We start from the raw sequence: 17,326 nt of genomic DNA on the forward strand, positions 1-17,326 counted from the left end.
ACACAGACTTCCGAAAGGGCGCTCTCAGAGCCCCTCGCGACGGTGTGGAGCATGACCACGACCGCGCCCCAGGGGCGCACCGAACTGCTGAGGCCGGACGGGGGCCCCGTCCGCGTGCTGGTGGTGGACGACGAGCAGTCGATCACCGAACTGCTGTCCATGGCCCTGCGTTACGAGGGCTGGCAGATCCGCAGCGCGGGGGACGGCCGGGGCGCCGTCAGAGCCGCGCGCGAGTTCCGGCCCGATGCCGTCGTCCTGGACATGATGTTGCCTGACATGGACGGGTTGTCCGTTCTCGGGCGGCTGCGCCGCGAACAGCAGGATGTGCCCGTCCTCTTCCTCACCGCCAAGGACGCGGTCGAGGACCGGATCGCGGGCCTGACCGCCGGTGGCGACGACTATGTGAGCAAGCCGTTCAGCCTGGAGGAGGTCGTCGCGCGGCTGCGCGGGCTGATCCGGCGCTCCGGCGCGGCCGACCGCCGGTCCGAGTCCCTGCTGGTCGTCGGCGATCTCACGCTGGACGAGGACAGCCACGACGTGACCCGGGCCGGGGTGGGCATCCACCTCACCGCCACCGAGTTCGAGCTGCTGCGCTACCTGATGCGCAACCCGCGGCGGGTGCTCAGCAAGGCGCAGATCCTCGACCGGGTCTGGTCCTACGACTTCGGGGGGCAGGCGAACATCGTCGAGCTGTACATCTCGTATCTGCGCCGGAAGATCGACGCCGGCCGGGAGCCGATGATCCACACCCGGCGCGGTGCCGGGTACCTGATCAAGCCCGCGGTGTCGTGAGCGGACGGCGACGGCCGGGTCCACGGCGAAGAGCGGGCACACCGCGCACGCTCCGGACCCGCTCGTCGCCGCGTCCCTGGCGTTGATCGCCGTGGTGTGCACGGTCGGTGCGCCAGGTGTGCCGCCCCTGGCTGTTCCCGCCGGCCGGGCCCGACCTCCCCCGTCTCGGACCCTCCGGCCGCTCGCTACGCCCCTTCGACCAGCCGTGCCGGGAAGCCGGCCGCTCGCTACGCCCCTTCGACCAGCCGTGCCGGGAAGCCGCCCGCTCGCTACGCCCCTTCGACCAGCCGTGCCGGGAAGCCGCCCGTCGCCACCGGGCCCCACCGCTCCGGGGTGATCCGGATGATCGACTTGCCCTGCTTGACCATGGCCGCCCGGTACTCGTCCCAGTCGGGATGCTCGCCGGCGATGTTCCGGTAGTACTCCACGAGCGGCTCCACCGACTCGGGCGTGTCGATGACCTCGGCGGGGCCGTCGATCTGTACCCAGGGGCCGTTCCATTCGTCGCTGAGGACGATCAGGCTCACGCGGGTGTCCCTCTTGGCGTTGCGGGTCTTGGCGCGCTCCGGGTAGGTGGAGAGCACGATGCGGCCGGAGTCGTCGACCCCGCAGGTCAGCGGCGACCCCTGAGGGCTTCCGTCGGCCCGCCGGGTCAGCAGGATCGCGCGGTGCCGGGGCCGTACGAAGTCCAGCAACTCGTCGAGGGAGACACGGGTGTTTGTCGCGATGTTCGGTGCCATGGCGCCAGCCTAGGACCGACGCCGGGTGCCGGCGGGTGCCTCGCCCGGCCGTGGGGAGCGAAGACCCGAGAGGAGGACCCGAGAGGAGGACCGGCGAGGAAAACCCGGTGAAAAGGACCGGCCCGCGGCGGGGGCGCGCCTCTGCTGAGAGCGCGCCGCCCGCCGCGGGCCGGGGTCGGGTGGTTCGAAGGAGTCCGGACTACTTGCCGGGGCCGGTGAGGCCGTTGCCCTTGCCGCCGGCGGAGGCCGAAGCGGAGCCGGACCGACTCGGGGCGTTGGCGTCGGCGGTGTCGGCCTCGGCCGCCCCGCCGGTGGCTTCGCCCGTCGCCCCGGCAGTCACCGGAACCGGTGCGGCGGAGAGCGACTCGGCGGCCTGGGCCAGCGCGCCCGAGGTCCGCAGCGGGACTTCCTTGATGAACAGGGTCGCCAGGACGGCGATGAAGGCGACCGGCGTGACGTACAGGAAGATGTCGGCGATGCCGTGCCCGTAGGCGCTCTCCAGCCAGGTGCGGATGCCGTCGGGCAGCAGGTCCATGTTCGGCAGTTCACCGGAGCCGAGCGACTGGGCGGCCGCGGCCTGCTCCTGCGGGCTCAGCGAGTCGATGGTGTCCTCGGCGTAGCGGTTGATCCGGGTCGCCATGACCGAGCCGAGGACCGAGACGCCCACCGCGCCGCCGAGCGACCGGAAGAAGGTGACGACGGAGCTGGCGGCGCCGAGGTCGCTCGGGTCGACCTGGTTCTGCGTGCACAGCACCAGGTTCTGCATCATCATGCCGACGCCGAGGCCCATGATCGCCATGAAGACGCCGATGTGCCAGTACGGGGTGTCGTAGCGTATGGAGCTCAGCAGCCCCAGAGCAGCGGTCAGCAGCGCGCCGCCGGCGACGAGCCAGGCCTTCCACTTGCCGGTCTTGGTGATGATCTGACCGGAGACGGTCGAGGAGACGAACAGACCGCCGATCATCGGGATGGTCAGGACACCCGACATGGTCGGGGACTCGTTCCGGGCCAGCTGGAAGAACTGGCTGAAGTAGATGGTGCCGGCGAACATCGCGATACCGACGAACAGCGAGGCGACCGAGGCCAGCGTGATGGTGCGGTTGCGGAACAGCCGCAGCGGGATGATCGGCTCGGCGGCCTTCGTCTCGACGAACAGGAAGACCAGGGCGAGCAGCAGCGCGCCGCCGACCATCGCGTACGTCTGCCAGGACACCCAGGCGAACTTGTCGTCGGCGAAGGTGACCCAGATCAGCAGCAGGCTGACGGCAGCGGTGATGAAGGAGGCGCCGGCCCAGTCGACCTTCACCTTGCGCTTGGTCTCCGGCAGCTTCAGGGTCTTCTGCAGTACGACCAGGGCGATCAGCGCGAACGGCACACCGACGTACAGGCACCAGCGCCAGCCGAGCCACGAAGTGTCGGTGATCACACCGCCGACCAGCGGGCCGCCCACGGTCGCGACGGCGAAGGTCGCGCCCAGGTAGCCGGAGTAACGGCCGCGCTCCCGGGGGGAGATCATCGCGGCCATGATGATCTGGGCCAGCGCGGTCAGACCACCGGCGCCCAGACCCTGGATGACCCGGGCCGTGATCAGCATGCCGGGGTTCTGTGCCATGCCGGCGACCAGGGAGCCCACGATGAAGATGACCAGGGCCGTCTGGACCAGTGTCTTCTTGCTGACCAGGTCGGCCAGCTTGCCCCACAGGGGGGTGGACGCGGTCATCGACAGCAGCGCCGCCGTCACGACCCAGGTGTAGGCGCTCTGGCCGCCGCCGAGTTCGGTGATGATCTCGGGCAGGGCGTTGGAGACGATGGTGGAGGACAGGATCGCGGCGAACATGCCGAGCAGCAGGCCCGACAGTGCCTCCAGGATCTGCCGGTGGGACATGGGAGTGCCGCTTCCGGAGGATTCTCCCCCGTGTTCGGCCTGAGCCCGCACACCAGTCGGTGTGGTCGTTGCCATGGACTTCCTTCTCTTACGCGTTTGCGGGTGTACGGGTGGTCTCGGTGTCCTGGGGGGCGCGAGGAGCCGGTGGCGCGGGAGCCGCGGAAGGTGCGGCAGCCTCGGGCGGCGCGGGGGCCGCAGCCGGTGCGGCGCTGGGCGGTGGTGTCGCGAGGGGCGTGGACCGGCGGCAGTCGCCGAAGCTGTCCCGGAGCCGGGACATGAGCTGGGCGAGCAGGCCGATCTCGTCGTCGGACCAGTTGTCCAGACGATCGGCGAGCATCTGGGTGGCCCGTTGGAACAAGGCGTCGAGCTGCACTTGGCCCGTAGGGGTCAGGCGCAGGATGCGGGAGCGCTTGTCGGAGGGGTCGGGGGAGCGCTCGATCCAGCCGAGCTCGACCGCATGGGCGACTTGGCGGCTGGTGACCGAGAGGTCGACGGCGAGCAGTTCGGCGAGCCGGCTCATGCGCATGTCGCCGTGGCGGCCGAGGGCCGTCAGCACGGCAGCGGAGCCGCTGTGGCAGTCGGCCGGCATGCTCCGGCGCAGCTCCCGCTTCACCGCGCTGAAGGCACTGAGCTGCCGTACCAGCTCCTCGTACTGCGCCTGCTCGGCCATGACACCTCCGGTTCGTTGCTTAGGGCAACGATAGAAGTGAATGGTTGCTAGAGGCAAGTAAAAAGGGGTCCTAGCGCTCCAAAACTTGGCAAAGACAAGTATTGTGAATCGTAAACATGCAGGTGGGGTGACTCGTCGGCCGCTCGGCACCAGTGGCCGGGCGCTCGAGCCGCACTCCAGCCGCACACCCGGCCGCGCTCCGGCGCACCCCGGCAGCCCGCGGGGGGGCACACGGGGCGTACGCGGGCCGCACCCAGCCCGTGCCGTCGAGCGGCGTGTGCCCGCGTGTGTGCCCCTGCGTGTGCCCCTGCGCGATCGCTCTGAGGGCGCCCCCACTTGGGGCCTCCGCGGGCAGTTCGCTAGTGTCTCGGGCCATGGCTAACTCCCAGACCCCGCAGGGCAACCACGACCCCGCCGGCAGTACCCAGATGTTCCGCGCGTTCGTCGACGAGGCCCCTCAGGGGCAGCAGGCCGCCACGACGAGCGGTGGTGGTCCCCGTATCGGTCTGATCGTCGGCATCGTCGTCGCCGTGGCGATCGTCGCGGCCGTGGCGTGGCTGGCGCTGAACTGACCCGACCAGGACACGCGGAGGCCGCCGTTGCGCCCGTGAGGGGCGCCCCGGCGGCCGTGGGTCCGCGTCCGGGCCGGTAGCCGATGGTGGGAACCGATGGCTGCCGGCGAATCGGTGTGTCTCAGTCCGAGATGAGGCCCTCACGCAGCTGGGCCAGGGTCCGGGTGAGCAGCCGGGAGACGTGCATCTGGGAGATGCCGACCTCCTCGCCGATCTGTGACTGCGTCATGTTGGCGAAGAAGCGCAGCATGATGATCCGCCGCTCCCGGGGCGGCAGCTTGGCCAGCAAGGGCTTGAGCGACTCCCGGTACTCCACACCCTCCAGCGCCGTGTCCTCGTAGCCGAGGCGGTCCGCGAGCGAGCCCTCGCCGCCGTCGTCCTCGGGCGCCGGGGAGTCCAGTGAGGACGCCGTGTACGCGTTGCCGACCGCGAGCCCGTCGACGACGTCCTCCTCGGACACGCCCAGTACCGCGGCGAGTTCGGGGACCGTCGGGGAGCGGTCGAGCTTCTGGGAGAGCTCGTCGCCGGCCTTCGTCAGCGCCAGGCGCAGCTCCTGAAGCCGGCGCGGCACCCGCACCGACCACGACGTGTCGCGGAAGAACCGCTTGATCTCGCCGACCACCGTCGGCATTGCGAACGTCGGGAACTCCACGCCCCGTTCGCAGTCGAAGCGGTCGATCGCCTTGATCAGCCCGATGGTGCCGACCTGGACGATGTCCTCCATCGGCTCGTTGCGCGAACGGAAGCGGGCCGCCGCGTACCGCACCAGTGGGAGGTTGAGTTCGATCAGTGTGTCCCGGACGTAGCCGCGCTCCGGGCTGTTCTCGTCGAGTGCGGCGAGCCGCAGGAACAGGGAGCGGGACAGGGTGCGGGTGTCGATGGCCGCTGTGTCCGGAAGGTCTGGAGCGGGCGCGGCCGCGAGGGCCGGGACGTGGTCGATGGGGCCGAGTGCGTCGAGAGCATTGGGAGCTGTCTCGCTCTCCGCGAGCGTGAGCACCTTCGAGCTGCCCTGGTCTGCGGACATGCCACCCCCTTTGGGTCGCGGGACGGTCGCGGCGGACGTTCCTGTCCGAGGAACGCAGCCTTCACCTGAATACCGGAGCCGGAGCTTCGGCAAACGCGCTTCCGGCAGAATGTCACATGTCGGCAACGCGCTGTAGTGACATGTCGACATCCATGGAGTGAATCAGCCCTGTAAACAAGGGGTCTGACGGGATTTCAGGTAAGAAGTAAAGGTAAAGGTACTGGTGAGCGATTCGCCCTCAGGGGTTACGCGTCGATCCTGTTTGCGGACCGCAGCCGCTGGAAGCTGCGTGCGAGCAGCCGGGACACGTGCATCTGGGAGACGCCCAGTTCGGCGCTGATCTGCGACTGGGTGAGGTTGCTGTAGTACCGCAGCAGCAGGATCCGCTGTTCCCGCTCGGGGAGTTGGACGAGCAGATGCCGCACGAGGTCACGGTGCTCGACGCCGTCCAGTGCCGGGTCCTCGTAGCCGAGCCGGTCGAGCAGCCCGGGAAGTCCGTCGCCCTCCTGCGCGGCCTCGAGGGAGGTGGCGTGGTACGACCGCCCGGCCTCGATGCAGGAGAGCACCTCCTCCTCGGTGATGCGCAGCCGTCCGGCGATCTCGGCGGTCGTCGGGGAGCGTCCGAAGGCGGTGGTGAGGTCCTCGGTCGCGCTGTTGACCTGCACCCACAGCTCGTGCAGCCGGCGCGGTACGTGGACGGTGCGGACGTTGTCGCGGAAGTACCGCTTGATCTCGCCGACCACCGTCGGCATCGCGAACGTCGGGAACTGCACGCCCCGCTCCGGGTCGAAACGGTCGATGGCGTTGATGAGCCCGATGGTGCCGACCTGGACCACGTCCTCCATCGGCTCGTTGCGGGAGCGGAAGCGGGCGGCCGCGTACCGCACGAGCGGCAGGTTGGCCTCGATGAGCGCGGCGCGCACGCGGGTGTGCTCCGGCGTGCCCGGCTGGAGGTCCTTGAGCCGGCCGAAGAGCACCTGGGTCAGCGCCCGGGTGTCCGCCCCGCGGCGCTTGGCCGGTGACAGGGGGGCAGGTGGTGGTACGGCAGGTGGTGGTACGGCAGAGGGCGGACCGGCGGGAGGCGGACCGGCGGGTGCGGCGGAAAGGGGGTCGGCAGGAGAAGCGGCGCAGGGCGGGCCGACGGGCGTGGCGGGAGTGTCCGGGGACTGAGCCGGAGCCGGAGTCAGGGCGGACACCTGGTCCTGGGGCGGCGCAGTACTGGCCGACACGGTCAACGCCACCTCTTCATCGGTCAACTCATCCGTCAAAAGCGGTCATAGCATCACAAGACATGCTCACCGTGTGCAAGCACCGCATATTCCGTGTTGAGGGCACGTCGTACCGGGAATGCGCAAAAATCCCCCGTCGTTGCGACAGGGGACTGCTGGGGCGGAGGCTCAGAACTCGTAGTCGGCGATCACCCACGTGGCGAACTCGCGCCACAGGCCGACACCCGCCTGATGCTCCGGGTGCTCCACATACCGGCGCAGCGCGTGGGCGTCGTCGAACGCCGAGTTGATGGCGAAGTCGTAGGCGATGGGCCGGTCGCTGATGTTCCAGGCGCACTCCCAGAAGCGGATCTCCGGGATCCTGCCCTCGAGCGAGCGGAACGCCTCCGCTCCCGCCACGACGCGCGGGTCGTCGCGCTCCACGCCTTCGTTCAGCCTGAAGAGGACCAAGTGGCGGATCATCAGTCTCCTCCGTTGGCGAGCCATGTCATGAAGTCTCCGACGGCGGTCGCGGCGTCGGATATTCCCTCGAACGCTATCTGGACGTAGCCGGTCGCCTTGGTGGGATCCGTGATGATCACATACAGCGCGAAGACCACGAGGACGTAGACGGCGACCTTCTTCGCGTTCACCGCCATCGCGGCCCTCCCCCTGTCACTGGTGCGCACTGGTGCCACTGTGGTGCACAGGCGTCACTCTTGCTGCGAGCGGGCCCATGATCGCACGAAGGGCCCCGTCTGACGGCGGGGCCCTTCGGAAGCGGTAGCGGTGGGATTTGAACCCACGGTGACTTGCGCCACACTCGCTTTCGAGGCGAGCTCCTTCGGCCGCTCGGACACGCTACCGGGAGAGACCTTACAGCACGCGGCGCGATGGTTTGAAATCGGTATTCGGTACGCGGCGGCTCCGCCGTCAGCGGTCCCGGAAGAACGCCGTGAGCAGGCGCGCGCACTCCTCGGCAAGCACTCCTTCGACGACTTCGGGCCGGTGGTTGAGCCGCCGGTCGCGGACGACGTCCCAGAGGGAGCCGACCGCGCCCGCCTTCTCGTCCCGGGCGCCGTAGACGATCCGGTCGACCCGGGACTGCTGGATCGCGCCCGCGCACATGGTGCAGGGCTCCAGTGTCACCACGAGGGTGCAGTCGGTCAGCCGCCAGTGTCCCAGCGTTGCGGCGGCCCGCCGGAGGGCGAGCAGTTCCGCGTGCGCGGTGGGGTCGCGGGCGGCCTCGCGTTCGTTGTGTCCGGAGGCCAGTACGGTGCTGCCGTCCGGCGCCAGGACGACCGCGCCGACGGGTACGTCCCCGCCCCGGACGGCCCGCTCCGCCTCGCCCAGGGCGAGGCGCATCGCGGCCCGCCAGGGGTCGCGCACCGGGTCGGGTGGGGTGGGCCCGGTCAGCGGACGGTCTCCAGGACCTCTGCGGCGCCCAGGACCTCGGCGATCTCGCCGAGGGCGTCCCCGGACAGCGAGCGCAGGTCCTTCTCGCTCACGCCCAGGTCGTCCAGGACCTTGGCGTCGCCGACCGGCCCGTGCGGCACGGAATCGGTGGGACCGGTATCCGGCACACCGTCCTCGCCGGTGCTGCCGTCGTCCGGTTCACCGTCCTCCGTGCCGTCGAGGTCGAGGGCGTCCAGGTCGGGGCCGTCGACCCCGGGTTTCCGGCCGAGCAGCTCGTCGGTGAGCAGGATCTCGCCGTAGCTGCTGCGGGCGGCGGCCGCGGCGTCGGACACGTAGATACGAGGGTCGTCCTCGCCGTCCACGCGGACGACACCGAACCAGCCGTCCTCCTGCTCGATCAGCACGAGCACTGTGTCCTCGTCGGGGGCGGCTTCCCGGGCCAGGTCGGCCAGATCCGACAGGGTCTCCACATCGTCGAGCTCCGTGTCGCTCGCTTCCCACCCGTCTTCGGTGCGCGCGAGCAGTGCGGCGAAGTACACCGTGACTCTCCCACTGGTCTTAGGTGTGCCGGTTGGGAATTCCCCCGGCGGAGGTGTCTGGACGAGGAGTGCTCTACGAGCCCCGCCCGTTCAAAATCGTGGCAGAAACAAGGCCGACAGGGGACGTCTTCGGCTCCCCGTGTCCGGCAGTTTTGATCCCACGCCATCGAGTGTCCCCCCGGAGCCTGCCCGGGACCCGTCGGCGCGCTCGCCGCCGCCACAGCGGATCGTACGCGGCTCGGACTGCCGTCCTCGTACGGCCACGAGGCAAACACCCGCATGAGCCGGGATCTTCCCGCAGCCGGGCCTGTTTCCGCCGTGTCGGCGGCACCCCGCTCACCAGGAGTGTCCCGTCCTGGGCGGCCCTGGAGTGCCTACCAGCGGAAGGTCCGCATACGCATCGCGTGCCGCAGCCGGGCCGCCTTGGCACGGCGTGGCTGGACCCGGTTGCGCAGTTCCCGGGCCTCGGCGAGTTCGCGCAGGAACCGGGCGCGCCGCCGCCGCCGCTCGGCGTCCGTCTCGTCCGCCCCGGGCGGTCCGGTCATGCCGGGTACCCCGGACACTCCGGACACCTTCGATGCGCCGACCGCGCCGACCGTGCCCGATGCGCCGCGCAGGCCGGCGGGTGTCTCGCGTACCGGCGGCTCGTCTCGGGAATTCCGCTCAGGCATTGCTTCATCACCCCAGTCCGTTCCTCCCACTTTCCCCGGACGGGCGGTTTGACGCCAGCGAAGGGGTGGTGGCGGGCAGCGGAGCTTGCCGTGTGCGGGGGAGTGGGGCCCGGCCCTGCCCGGTTAATGTGGGGGCATGCGTCTCCACGTCGTCGACCACCCCCTGGTCGCACACAAACTCACCACGCTGCGCGACCAGCGCACCGACTCCGCGACCTTCCGCCGTCTTGCCGACGAGCTGGTCACCCTCCTCGCCTACGAGGCTACGCGCGACGTGCGCACCGAGCAGGTCGACATCCAGACGCCGGTGGAGCGGACCACGGGCGTCAAGCTCTCCCACCCGCGCCCGCTGGTGGTGCCGATCCTGCGGGCCGGCCTCGGCATGCTGGACGGCATGGTCCGGCTGCTGCCGACCGCCGAGGTGGGCTTCCTCGGCATGATCCGCAACGAGGAGACGCTGCAGGCCTCGGCGTACGCCACCCGGATGCCGGAGGACCTTTCCGGGCGTCAGGTGTACGTGCTGGACCCGATGCTCGCCACCGGCGGCACGCTGGTCGCCGCGATCATGGAGCTGATCAAGCGGGGCGCGGACGATGTGACCGCGGTGGTGCTGCTGGCCGCTCCTGAGGGCGTCGAGGTCATGGAGCGGGAGCTGGCCGGCACCCCGGTGACCGTCGTGACGGCGTCGGTCGACGAGCGCCTCAACGAGCACGGCTACATCGTGCCGGGCCTCGGCGACGCGGGGGACCGGATGTACGGGGCGGCCGAGTAGGCCGTCCGCCGTAGGCACGCGTACGGAGGGCGGTGCCGGACCGGCCCGTCCGTACGCGGGACGACCGCAGGACGAAGCGGCCGCCCCCGAGCTCCGTTCCTGAGCTCGGGGACGGCCGCTTCTGCTTCTGTCTCGGGCTTCCGTCTCGGGTGTCAGCAGCCCTTCTTCGCGGTGGGTTCGGGCTCGGGGTCGTTCAGCGCGGCCAGGGCCCGGTCGGCGTCCGCCTCGGCCGTCAGCCGGGTGAAGGCGTCGCCGATGATCAGGTCGATCTCGCCGCCCTTGCGGGAGGCATCGGTGCGGCGTTCGGCGTCGGCGAGCTGGGTGCCGAGCACCGGCAGCGAGGTCTTGAGAGCGGACGCGGGGCCGAGGAGCACACCGATGCCCTTGACCTTCTTGTCGTACTCCTTGGCCGCGTTGCCGACGTCGCCGATCTTGAAGCCGCGCTTCCTCAGCTCGTCGGCGGTCTTCTTGGCCAAGCCGGACTTGGTCGTGGCGTTGAGGACGTTGACCGTGATCCGGTCGGGTCCGGGGAGCGCGACACTGGGGCTGGGGCTGGGCGAGGGGCTCGCCTTGGTGGCACAGCCCGCCTTGACGCCGACCGCGGAGGCGGGGTGGCCGCCACCGGTGAAGACGTCGAAGAGCTGCAGTGTGCCCCAGCCGGCCACGCCGAGCGCCGCGACGGAGGTGATGGTCAGGACGACGAGCCTGCCGCGGCGGCGGGGTCGGCGCATCCGCGGGTACTTGTCACCCCGGATCTGGTACTGGCCGCCCATGCCGGGAGGAGTCAGCATGCTCATGGGCGCAGCGTAATGCGCTCCGGCAGCTATGCCTACCAGATGATCATTCGATAGGGCGCAGTCCAACCCGAAAGGGTCAAACCCAGTGCCGACAGGGGTGCATTCGGTGGGCTCGAGGGGCTTCAATGACGTATCGGTGACGTCTGCGCACCGATTGGCGGCGTCTGCGCATCGACTGGCGGCGTCCGCGTACCGACTGGTGTCACTCGCGCGCAGACCGGTGGAGCACCGGCCTGCGCGCGGGGAGTGTCAGCCCAGTTCGAGGACGCGGGCGTGCAGCACCTGGCGCTGCTGGAGCGCCGCCCGTACCGCGCGGTGCAGGCCGTCCTCCAGATACAGATCGCCCTGCCACTTCACGACATGTGCGAAGAGGTCGCCGTAGAAGGTCGAGTCCTCGGCGAGGAGGGTCTCGAGGTCGAGCTGCTGCTTCGTCGTGACGAGCTGATCGAGGCGGACCGGGCGCGGCGCGACGTCCGCCCACGACCGGGTGCTTTCCCGGCCGTGGTCGGGGTACGGCCGGCCGTTTCCGATGCGCTTGAAGATCACACGGAAAGCCTACCGGCCCAGACGTTCCGGGCGCAGCCATGGCGGCGGAGTGTGACGCTGGAAAAACCGTCCCAGAACGGTAGGAAGTGGAAGCGGGCGAGGGAGATCCACACCTTCTGCTTGCCGAACCCGGGCAGGTCCTCCAGCCGCTTCAGCAGCTCCTTGCCGGTGTCCCCGGGCTTCGCCGCCCGCGCCCGGTCGCCGGTGCGCCCCTCGTGCGGGGTGAACTCCAGGCCGAAGGTGGTCGGCCGCCGGGTCGGGGTCGACGAGGGTGTGCGCCCGCTGGTGCGGCTTGCCCGTGTCGTCGAACCGCAGCCGTACCCGCATCGTCGGGTGGGCGCCGGTCGCGGCGGGCATGCCGCCGTCGGTGAAGCGTAGCCGCCGGTAGCCGGGGTGGCGTCCTCGGCGCGCGGCACCGCGCACTCGACGTCCTCGGCGCGCGTCGGCTCGAGGACCGCGCCCTCCCGGGCCCGCCCCTGCCCCCTCGCTCGTTCGCCTTTCGCGTACGATTCCGCCACGGCTTACTTAGGGGAACCTAACTTAAAGCGAATGGGGGCACAGTGGCCGGCGAGATCTTCCGGGACGCCTGGGGCATTCCGCATCTGCGCGCGGGTGACGCCGTCGAACTCGCCCGTGTCCAGGGCCGGGTCACCGCCCTCGACCGGGCCTGGCAGTTGGAGACCGAACGGCACAGGGCGCAGGGCACCTCGGCGTCCTTCCTCGGCCCCGAGGCCCTCCCCTGGGACCGCTTCGCCCGTCGTGTCCGCCTGGCCGACACGGCCCGCCGCTGCCTCGCCGAACTGGACCGGCGGGACCCGGAGACGGGGCAGTGGCTCCGGGCGTACGTGGAGGGGGTCAACGAAGGGCTGGCGGCCCCGGGTACTTCCCACTCCCCGGCCCCCGAAGCCACCCCGGTCCTCGCAGCCACCGCAGCCACCCCGGTCCCTGAGGCCACTGCGGTCCCCGAGTCCACCGCAGCCAGTGCGGTCCCCAAGCCCACCGCAGCCCCCGAATTCGCCCGTTCCGCCCTCGCGCCCGGCCGGTGGGAGCCCTGGACGCCGCTCGCGGTGTGGCTCTCCACGCACATCCTGTTCGCCGGGTTCCCCGCGAAGCTCTGGCGCGAGCAGGTCGTCGAGTGTCTCGGGCATGACGCCGTGGGACTGTTCGCCGCCGACGGTCCCGGCACCTCAGGAAGCAACGGCTGGCTGGTCGCCGGGGAGCGGACGGTGACCGGGCAGGCGGTGATCGCGGGGGACCCGCACCGCTTCATCGAGGACCCCGGCGTCTACCAGCAGATCCACCTGTCCTGCCCGGAGTTCGACGTCGTCGGCATCGCCGTGCCCGGCGTTCCCGGCATCGCCCACTTCGGCCACACCGGCACGGTCGCCTGGGCGATCACCAACGCCATGGCCGACTACCAGGACCTGTACCGGGAGCAGTTGCGCCGTACGGGTGCCGGTGTGGAGGCGCTCGGCCCGGACGGCGTCTGGCAACGGGCCGCCCGGCACACCGAGACCATCGAGGTCGCCGGCGAGGACCCGGTCGAGGTCGAGGTGATCGAGACCGACCGGGGGCCGGTGATCATCGGCGGCCCCGAGGGCCCCGAGGGCCTCGAGGACGGTGCGTCCGAGCCCGGCGCTCCCCCGGTCGCCGTCGCCCTGCGCTACCCGCCCCGCGTCACCGGCGACCTGGGCTTCGGCGCCCTGCTGCCGCTGCTGCGGGCCCGCCGGGTCGCCGACGTGGACCGGGCCGTCGACCTGTGGGCCGAGCCGGTCAACGTGGTCCAGGCCGCCGACACCGAGGGCGGCACCCTGCACCGGGTGGCCGGCCGGGTGCCGGTACGGGCCGAGGCCAACCGGATCCGTCCGGTGCCCGCGTGGGAGCCCGGCCACGGCTGGCGGGGGTGGCACGAGTCGCCGCGCGCCGGCCTGACCGACGGCGTCGCCGTGATGGCGAACCAGCGCGGCCCGGCGGCCCCCCTCGGCGTCGAGTTCGCCGCGCCGCACCGCGCCGACCGTATCGCCGCGCTGCTCGCCCGGCAGGAACGCTGGTCGGCTGCCGAGATGCCCGCCCTCCACACGGACACCCACCTCGCCTCCGCCGCCGCCCTGCTGGACCATGTGGCCGTCCTCGACGATCTGACCGGTCCGGCGGCCGGCCTGCGCGACCGGCTGCTGGACTGGGACCGGCACATGGACGCGGACAGCACCGGCGCGGCGCTCCACGCGGCGGTGCGCGGCGCGCTCGTACGGCAGCTCGCGCGGCACCCCGCGTTCGCCGGGCTGACCACGCCCCCGGCCTACCCGGAGGTGTTCCAGCCCTGGCTCGCGCTGATTCCGCGGATCGGCTACGCGCTCGAACACCTCCTGACCGCGAAGGAGTTGTACGGCATCGACCGTCCTGCGGCGGTGCGTGCGGCGCTGGAGGAGGTGGCCGCCCGGCCACCGGCCGGCACCTGGGGCGACACCCACCGGCTGGCACCCTGGCGGGCCCTGCCGCCCACGACGCCGTACGACGAACCCGCTCTGTCCGGCGACCACGACTGCGTGCTGTGCACCTCCTCCGTGCCCGGCCTCACCGACCTCGCGGCGCGCGGTCCGGCCGCCCGCTACGTCTGGGACCTGGCCCGCCGCGAGGACAGCCGCTGGGTGGTGCCGCTCGGCGCCTCGGGCGTCCCGGACTCCCCCCACCACCGCGACCAGGTGCCGCTGTGGCTCGCGGGGGACCTGGTCCCGGTCGTCACCGACTGGGACAGGCTCCGCAGGGAGGACGTGGTCCGGGACCGGGGCACTCATGAGGAGACCGATGAGCTTCAGGAGGACACCGATGTGTGACCCGTACGCGTCCCGCGCGGCCGTTCATGAGCAAGTGGCCGACGGCTTCGGGTCCGTACGCGTCCTGCCGCTCGACCCGTCGGCGGACGCGGCCGTCCTGCACCGCTGGGTGAGCGGCGAACGCGCCGTCTTCTGGGGCATGAACGGCCTCACCGAGCAGCAAGTGGCCGAGATCTACGCCCATATGGACACGCTCGACACCCACCACGCGTACCTCGTCGTCAAGGACGGCGAGCCGGCCGCGCTGCTCCAGACGTACGAGCCGGAGGCCGACCGGGTCGGCGACTGCTACCCCGTCGAGCCCGGCGACATCGGCATCCACCTGCTGCTCGCTCCGGCCGGCCCGAAGGGGGCGCGTTCCGGGTGGACCGCCGCGCTGCTGGCCATCATGATCAGGTTCACCCTGCTGGGCCTCGATCGCAGGCGCGTGGTGGTCGACCCCGACGTGGCCAACGAGAAGGCGGTCGCCCGCTTCCTGCGGCAGGGTTTCACGGCGGGCCCCGAGGTCGTCCTGCCCGAGATCGATCTGCCGGACGTGTACCTGCCGGAGAAGAAGGCCCGACTCGCGTTCCTCACGCGGGAGGCGGCCTTCGGAGGCAGGTGATGCGCACCGGCCGGGCGGACCGTCGTCCCGCCCGGGCGGTGAGCATTCCGGGCCCCCCGTCCGTATCCAACCTGAAGCCGGGTTGCCGGGTTGCCGGATGGCCGGGTTGCCGGATGGCCGGGAGGTGGGAACGACGTGCAGCGACGGCGCAGCGGGGCGGCGGGCGGAGGCGGTGGCCGAGGTGCGGGCGGACGGGGCGACGGAACGGGCCGCGGAGCAGCGGATCGCGGAGCAGCGGAGCGCGGAACGCCCGGTCGCGGAGCCCGGCGGCTTCAAGGGCTGGTGCTGCTGGGCACCGTGCTGGTCCTGCTCCTCCTCGGCAGCGCCGGGCCGGCGAGCGCCCACGCGGCGCTCCGCGGAGCCGACCCCGAGGACGGAAGCGTCGTCAAGTCCGCCCCCCGGCACGTCACCCTGACCTTCACGGAGTCCGTCGCCCTGCTCGACGACTCGTTCCGGATCTACAGCCCCGACAACCACCGGGTGCCGCTGGGCGAGCCGGAGCACGCCGACGGCAGGTCCGACACCGCGCGCGCCGGCCTGCCCGGCGGGCTCGACGACGGCACCTACACGGTCGCCTGGCGGGTGGTCTCCGCGGACAGCCACCCCGTCTCCGGCGCCTTCACCTTCTCCATCGGCGCACCCTCGCCCACCGCACCGGCGGCGCCCGCGGCCCCGGCGGAGCACCCGATCACCGCGAGCCTCTACGACACCGGCCGCTATCTCGCGTACATCGCCGCCGCGCTGCTCATCGGCACGGTGGCGTTCGCGGCCCTGTGCCGGCCGCCGGACACCGCCCCGCTGCGGATGCCGCTGGTCACGGGCTGGTGGACGCTGCTGACGTCCACGGCGGTCCTCCTCGTGCTGCGGGCTCCGTACGAGAACGGAACGTCCCCGGCGACCGCGTTCGACCTCTCGGCCTTCACCGGCGTCCTCACCGGGCGGCCGGGCATCGCGCTGCTGACCCGGGTCGCCCTGCTGGTACTGACGGCGGCGGTCCTCCTGCGCCTGCCCCGCCTGCCCCGCCTGCCCCGCCTGCCCCGAAGCCACGGTGAGCCGGCCGACCGGACACCGCCCGCCCGGCTCGCCGTGGGCACCGTCCTGGCCGTCGCCCTCGCGTTGACGTGGGCGTCGGCCGAGCACGCCTCGGCCGGTATCCAGGTTCCGCTGGCGATGACGTCGTCCGTACTGCACCTGCTGGCGATGGCCTGCTGGCTCGGTGGCCTCACGGCCCTGCTCATCATCCTGTTCCGTGCCGACACCCCGCCGCCCGTCGCCACGGTCACCCGCTTCTCCCGCCTCGCCTTCCTCTCGGTGACGGTCCTCGTCGTCACCGGCGTCTACCAGTCCTGGCGGGGCCTCGGCTCCTGGTCGGCGCTCGCGGACTCGTCGTACGGGAGGACCCTGACCGTCAAGCTCGTGATGACGGCCGCACTGCTGCTGGCGGCGGGCCTGTCCCGCCGCTTGACGCTCGGCCTGGCGACGGCGGCTTCGGTGGCCTCGGCCGCGAAGACGGGGAAAGGTGAGGAAAGGGCTATGGCGGTCGTGCAGGAACGGATCCCGGAACTGGTGGCCTCCGCCACTCCCCGCAAGGCACCGCCCACCGACCCCGCGCTGCCCGCCTCCGACGACGGCGCCACGGATTTCCCGCCACCCGCCCCGGACCCGTCCGGCTCGTCCGACCCAACAGGCTCGTCCAACCCGTCCGGCTCGTCCGACCCAACAGGCTCGTCCAACCCATCCGACCCGAACGAGACGTCCCTCGACCGCTATCGCCGCGCCCTGCGCGTCTCCGTCCTGGTGGAAGCGGTGGTGGCGGTCGTGGTGCTGCTGGTCACGACGGTGCTGACCAGCACCCTCCCGGCCCGAGCGGAGGCGGAGGCCATGGCGACCGAGACCGCTCCGATCGCCGGACTGCCCGCGGCGACGGTGATCACGATCCCGTACTCCCTCGACGTCCCCGGCGGGAAGGGCAGCGTGCAGATCACTCTGGATCCGGGCCGGGTGGGTGAGAACGGCGTCCAGGCGGTGGCCTTCGACCCCGTCGGCGCCCTGGACTCGATCCCGGAGCTCCGTCTCTCCTTCACCCTCGCCGAGAAGGACATCGGCCCCATCGACGCCGGACTGACCGACCGCGGCGGCTACTGGGCCACCAGCGACCTCAACCTCCCCCTGCCGGGCGCCTGGACGATGAAGGCGACGATCAGGGTCTCGGAGGTGGACCAGGTGACGGAGTCCCGCCCCCTGCGCATCGAACCC

The 17,326-nt window shown here is 71.4% G+C and carries 18 protein-coding genes, 1 tRNA gene and 1 pseudogene; 6 read left to right on the forward strand and 14 right to left on the reverse strand.

What is annotated here, in order from left to right:
* Positions 1–51 precede the first annotated feature (51 nt).
* Positions 52–792, forward strand: coding sequence for a response regulator transcription factor (locus ACFP2V_RS09550; RefSeq protein ID WP_381208431.1), 741 nt, complete (start codon positions 52–54; stop codon positions 790–792).
* A 269-nt stretch (positions 793–1,061) separates the two neighbouring features.
* Here ACFP2V_RS09550 and ACFP2V_RS09555 read toward each other — a convergent pair whose 3' ends face one another.
* The 3 genes and pseudogenes from ACFP2V_RS09555 to ACFP2V_RS09565 form a co-directional block, all read right to left on the reverse strand.
* A complete protein-coding gene (locus ACFP2V_RS09555; RefSeq protein WP_381208434.1) occupies positions 1,062–1,532 on the reverse strand; it encodes a PPOX class F420-dependent oxidoreductase in 471 nt (156 codons plus the stop codon).
* 238 nt (positions 1,533–1,770) lie between these two features.
* Positions 1,771–3,417: pseudogene (locus tag ACFP2V_RS09560) on the reverse strand (MDR family MFS transporter); the annotation flags it as partial.
* A gap of 88 nt (positions 3,418–3,505) precedes the next feature.
* A complete protein-coding gene (locus ACFP2V_RS09565; RefSeq protein WP_381208437.1) occupies positions 3,506–4,087 on the reverse strand; it encodes a MarR family winged helix-turn-helix transcriptional regulator in 582 nt (193 codons plus the stop codon).
* A gap of 374 nt (positions 4,088–4,461) precedes the next feature.
* On the opposite strand from ACFP2V_RS09565, the gene ACFP2V_RS09570 reads away from it, so the two are divergent.
* Positions 4,462–4,659, forward strand: coding sequence for a hypothetical protein (locus ACFP2V_RS09570; protein ID WP_381208440.1), 198 nt, complete (start codon positions 4,462–4,464; stop codon positions 4,657–4,659).
* Positions 4,660–4,780: 121 nt separating this feature from the next.
* Here ACFP2V_RS09570 and ACFP2V_RS09575 read toward each other — a convergent pair whose 3' ends face one another.
* The 8 genes from ACFP2V_RS09575 to ACFP2V_RS09610 form a co-directional block, all read right to left on the reverse strand.
* Positions 4,781–5,683: an RNA polymerase sigma factor SigF gene (locus ACFP2V_RS09575; RefSeq protein ID WP_381208443.1), complete on the reverse strand. Its 903-nt coding sequence runs from the start codon at positions 5,681–5,683 to the stop codon at positions 4,781–4,783.
* 245 nt (positions 5,684–5,928) lie between these two features.
* Positions 5,929–6,918 (reverse strand): RNA polymerase sigma factor SigF, encoded by a 990-nt coding sequence (locus ACFP2V_RS09580; RefSeq protein ID WP_381208483.1) that lies wholly within the window; start codon positions 6,916–6,918, stop codon positions 5,929–5,931.
* A 162-nt stretch (positions 6,919–7,080) separates the two neighbouring features.
* Positions 7,081–7,374: a Dabb family protein gene (locus ACFP2V_RS09585; RefSeq protein WP_381208446.1), complete on the reverse strand. Its 294-nt coding sequence runs from the start codon at positions 7,372–7,374 to the stop codon at positions 7,081–7,083.
* On the reverse strand, positions 7,374–7,580 hold the full coding sequence (locus tag ACFP2V_RS09590; RefSeq protein WP_381208501.1) for a hypothetical protein: 207 nt from the start codon (positions 7,578–7,580) through the stop codon (positions 7,374–7,376). The genes ACFP2V_RS09585 and ACFP2V_RS09590 overlap by 1 nt, the downstream gene beginning before the upstream one ends.
* 92 nt (positions 7,581–7,672) lie before the next feature.
* Positions 7,673–7,757, reverse strand: a tRNA-Ser gene (locus tag ACFP2V_RS09595).
* Between the two features lie 67 nt (positions 7,758–7,824).
* Positions 7,825–8,256 carry a tRNA adenosine(34) deaminase TadA gene (tadA, locus tag ACFP2V_RS09600; protein ID WP_381208486.1) on the reverse strand — a complete coding sequence of 144 codons (432 nt, stop codon included), beginning with the start codon at positions 8,254–8,256 and terminating at the stop codon, positions 7,825–7,827.
* Positions 8,257–8,303: 47 nt separating this feature from the next.
* Positions 8,304–8,846: a tRNA adenosine deaminase-associated protein gene (locus ACFP2V_RS09605; RefSeq protein ID WP_381208449.1), complete on the reverse strand. Its 543-nt coding sequence runs from the start codon at positions 8,844–8,846 to the stop codon at positions 8,304–8,306.
* A gap of 374 nt (positions 8,847–9,220) precedes the next feature.
* Positions 9,221–9,409, reverse strand: a complete 189-nt coding sequence (locus ACFP2V_RS09610) for a hypothetical protein (RefSeq protein WP_381208504.1) — start codon at positions 9,407–9,409, stop codon at positions 9,221–9,223.
* A 244-nt stretch (positions 9,410–9,653) separates the two neighbouring features.
* Here ACFP2V_RS09610 and upp point away from each other — a divergent pair, with 244 nt between their 5' ends.
* Positions 9,654–10,289 carry a uracil phosphoribosyltransferase gene (upp, locus tag ACFP2V_RS09615; RefSeq protein WP_381208452.1) on the forward strand — a complete coding sequence of 212 codons (636 nt, stop codon included), beginning with the start codon at positions 9,654–9,656 and terminating at the stop codon, positions 10,287–10,289.
* A gap of 152 nt (positions 10,290–10,441) precedes the next feature.
* Here the strand turns inward: upp and ACFP2V_RS09620 are convergent, their stop codons facing one another.
* From ACFP2V_RS09620 to ACFP2V_RS09630, 3 genes are all read right to left on the reverse strand, one after another.
* Complete coding sequence (locus tag ACFP2V_RS09620; protein ID WP_381208489.1) at positions 10,442–11,062, reverse strand: LytR C-terminal domain-containing protein; 621 nt, start codon at positions 11,060–11,062, stop codon at positions 10,442–10,444.
* Between the two features lie 273 nt (positions 11,063–11,335).
* Positions 11,336–11,632: a type II toxin-antitoxin system VapB family antitoxin gene (locus ACFP2V_RS09625; RefSeq protein ID WP_381208455.1), complete on the reverse strand. Its 297-nt coding sequence runs from the start codon at positions 11,630–11,632 to the stop codon at positions 11,336–11,338.
* Positions 11,629–12,150 (reverse strand): hypothetical protein, encoded by a 522-nt coding sequence (locus ACFP2V_RS09630; protein WP_381208458.1) that lies wholly within the window; start codon positions 12,148–12,150, stop codon positions 11,629–11,631. The genes ACFP2V_RS09625 and ACFP2V_RS09630 overlap by 4 nt, the downstream gene beginning before the upstream one ends.
* A 42-nt stretch (positions 12,151–12,192) precedes the next feature.
* On the opposite strand from ACFP2V_RS09630, the gene ACFP2V_RS09635 reads away from it, so the two are divergent.
* From ACFP2V_RS09635 to ACFP2V_RS09645, 3 genes are all read left to right on the forward strand, one after another.
* On the forward strand, positions 12,193–14,466 hold the full coding sequence (locus tag ACFP2V_RS09635; RefSeq protein WP_381208461.1) for a penicillin acylase family protein: 2,274 nt from the start codon (positions 12,193–12,195) through the stop codon (positions 14,464–14,466).
* A complete protein-coding gene (locus ACFP2V_RS09640) occupies positions 14,459–15,070 on the forward strand; it encodes a GNAT family N-acetyltransferase (RefSeq protein WP_381208492.1) in 612 nt (203 codons plus the stop codon). Before ACFP2V_RS09635 ends, ACFP2V_RS09640 begins: the two co-directional genes overlap by 8 nt.
* A 282-nt stretch (positions 15,071–15,352) precedes the next feature.
* On the forward strand, positions 15,353–17,326 hold a 1,974-nt coding region (locus tag ACFP2V_RS09645), incomplete at its 3' end, for a copper resistance CopC/CopD family protein (protein ID WP_381208464.1).

It is taken from the genome of Streptomyces incanus, assembly GCF_042656345.1.
Taxonomy (GTDB): Bacteria; Actinomycetota; Actinomycetes; order Streptomycetales; family Streptomycetaceae; genus Streptomyces; species Streptomyces incanus.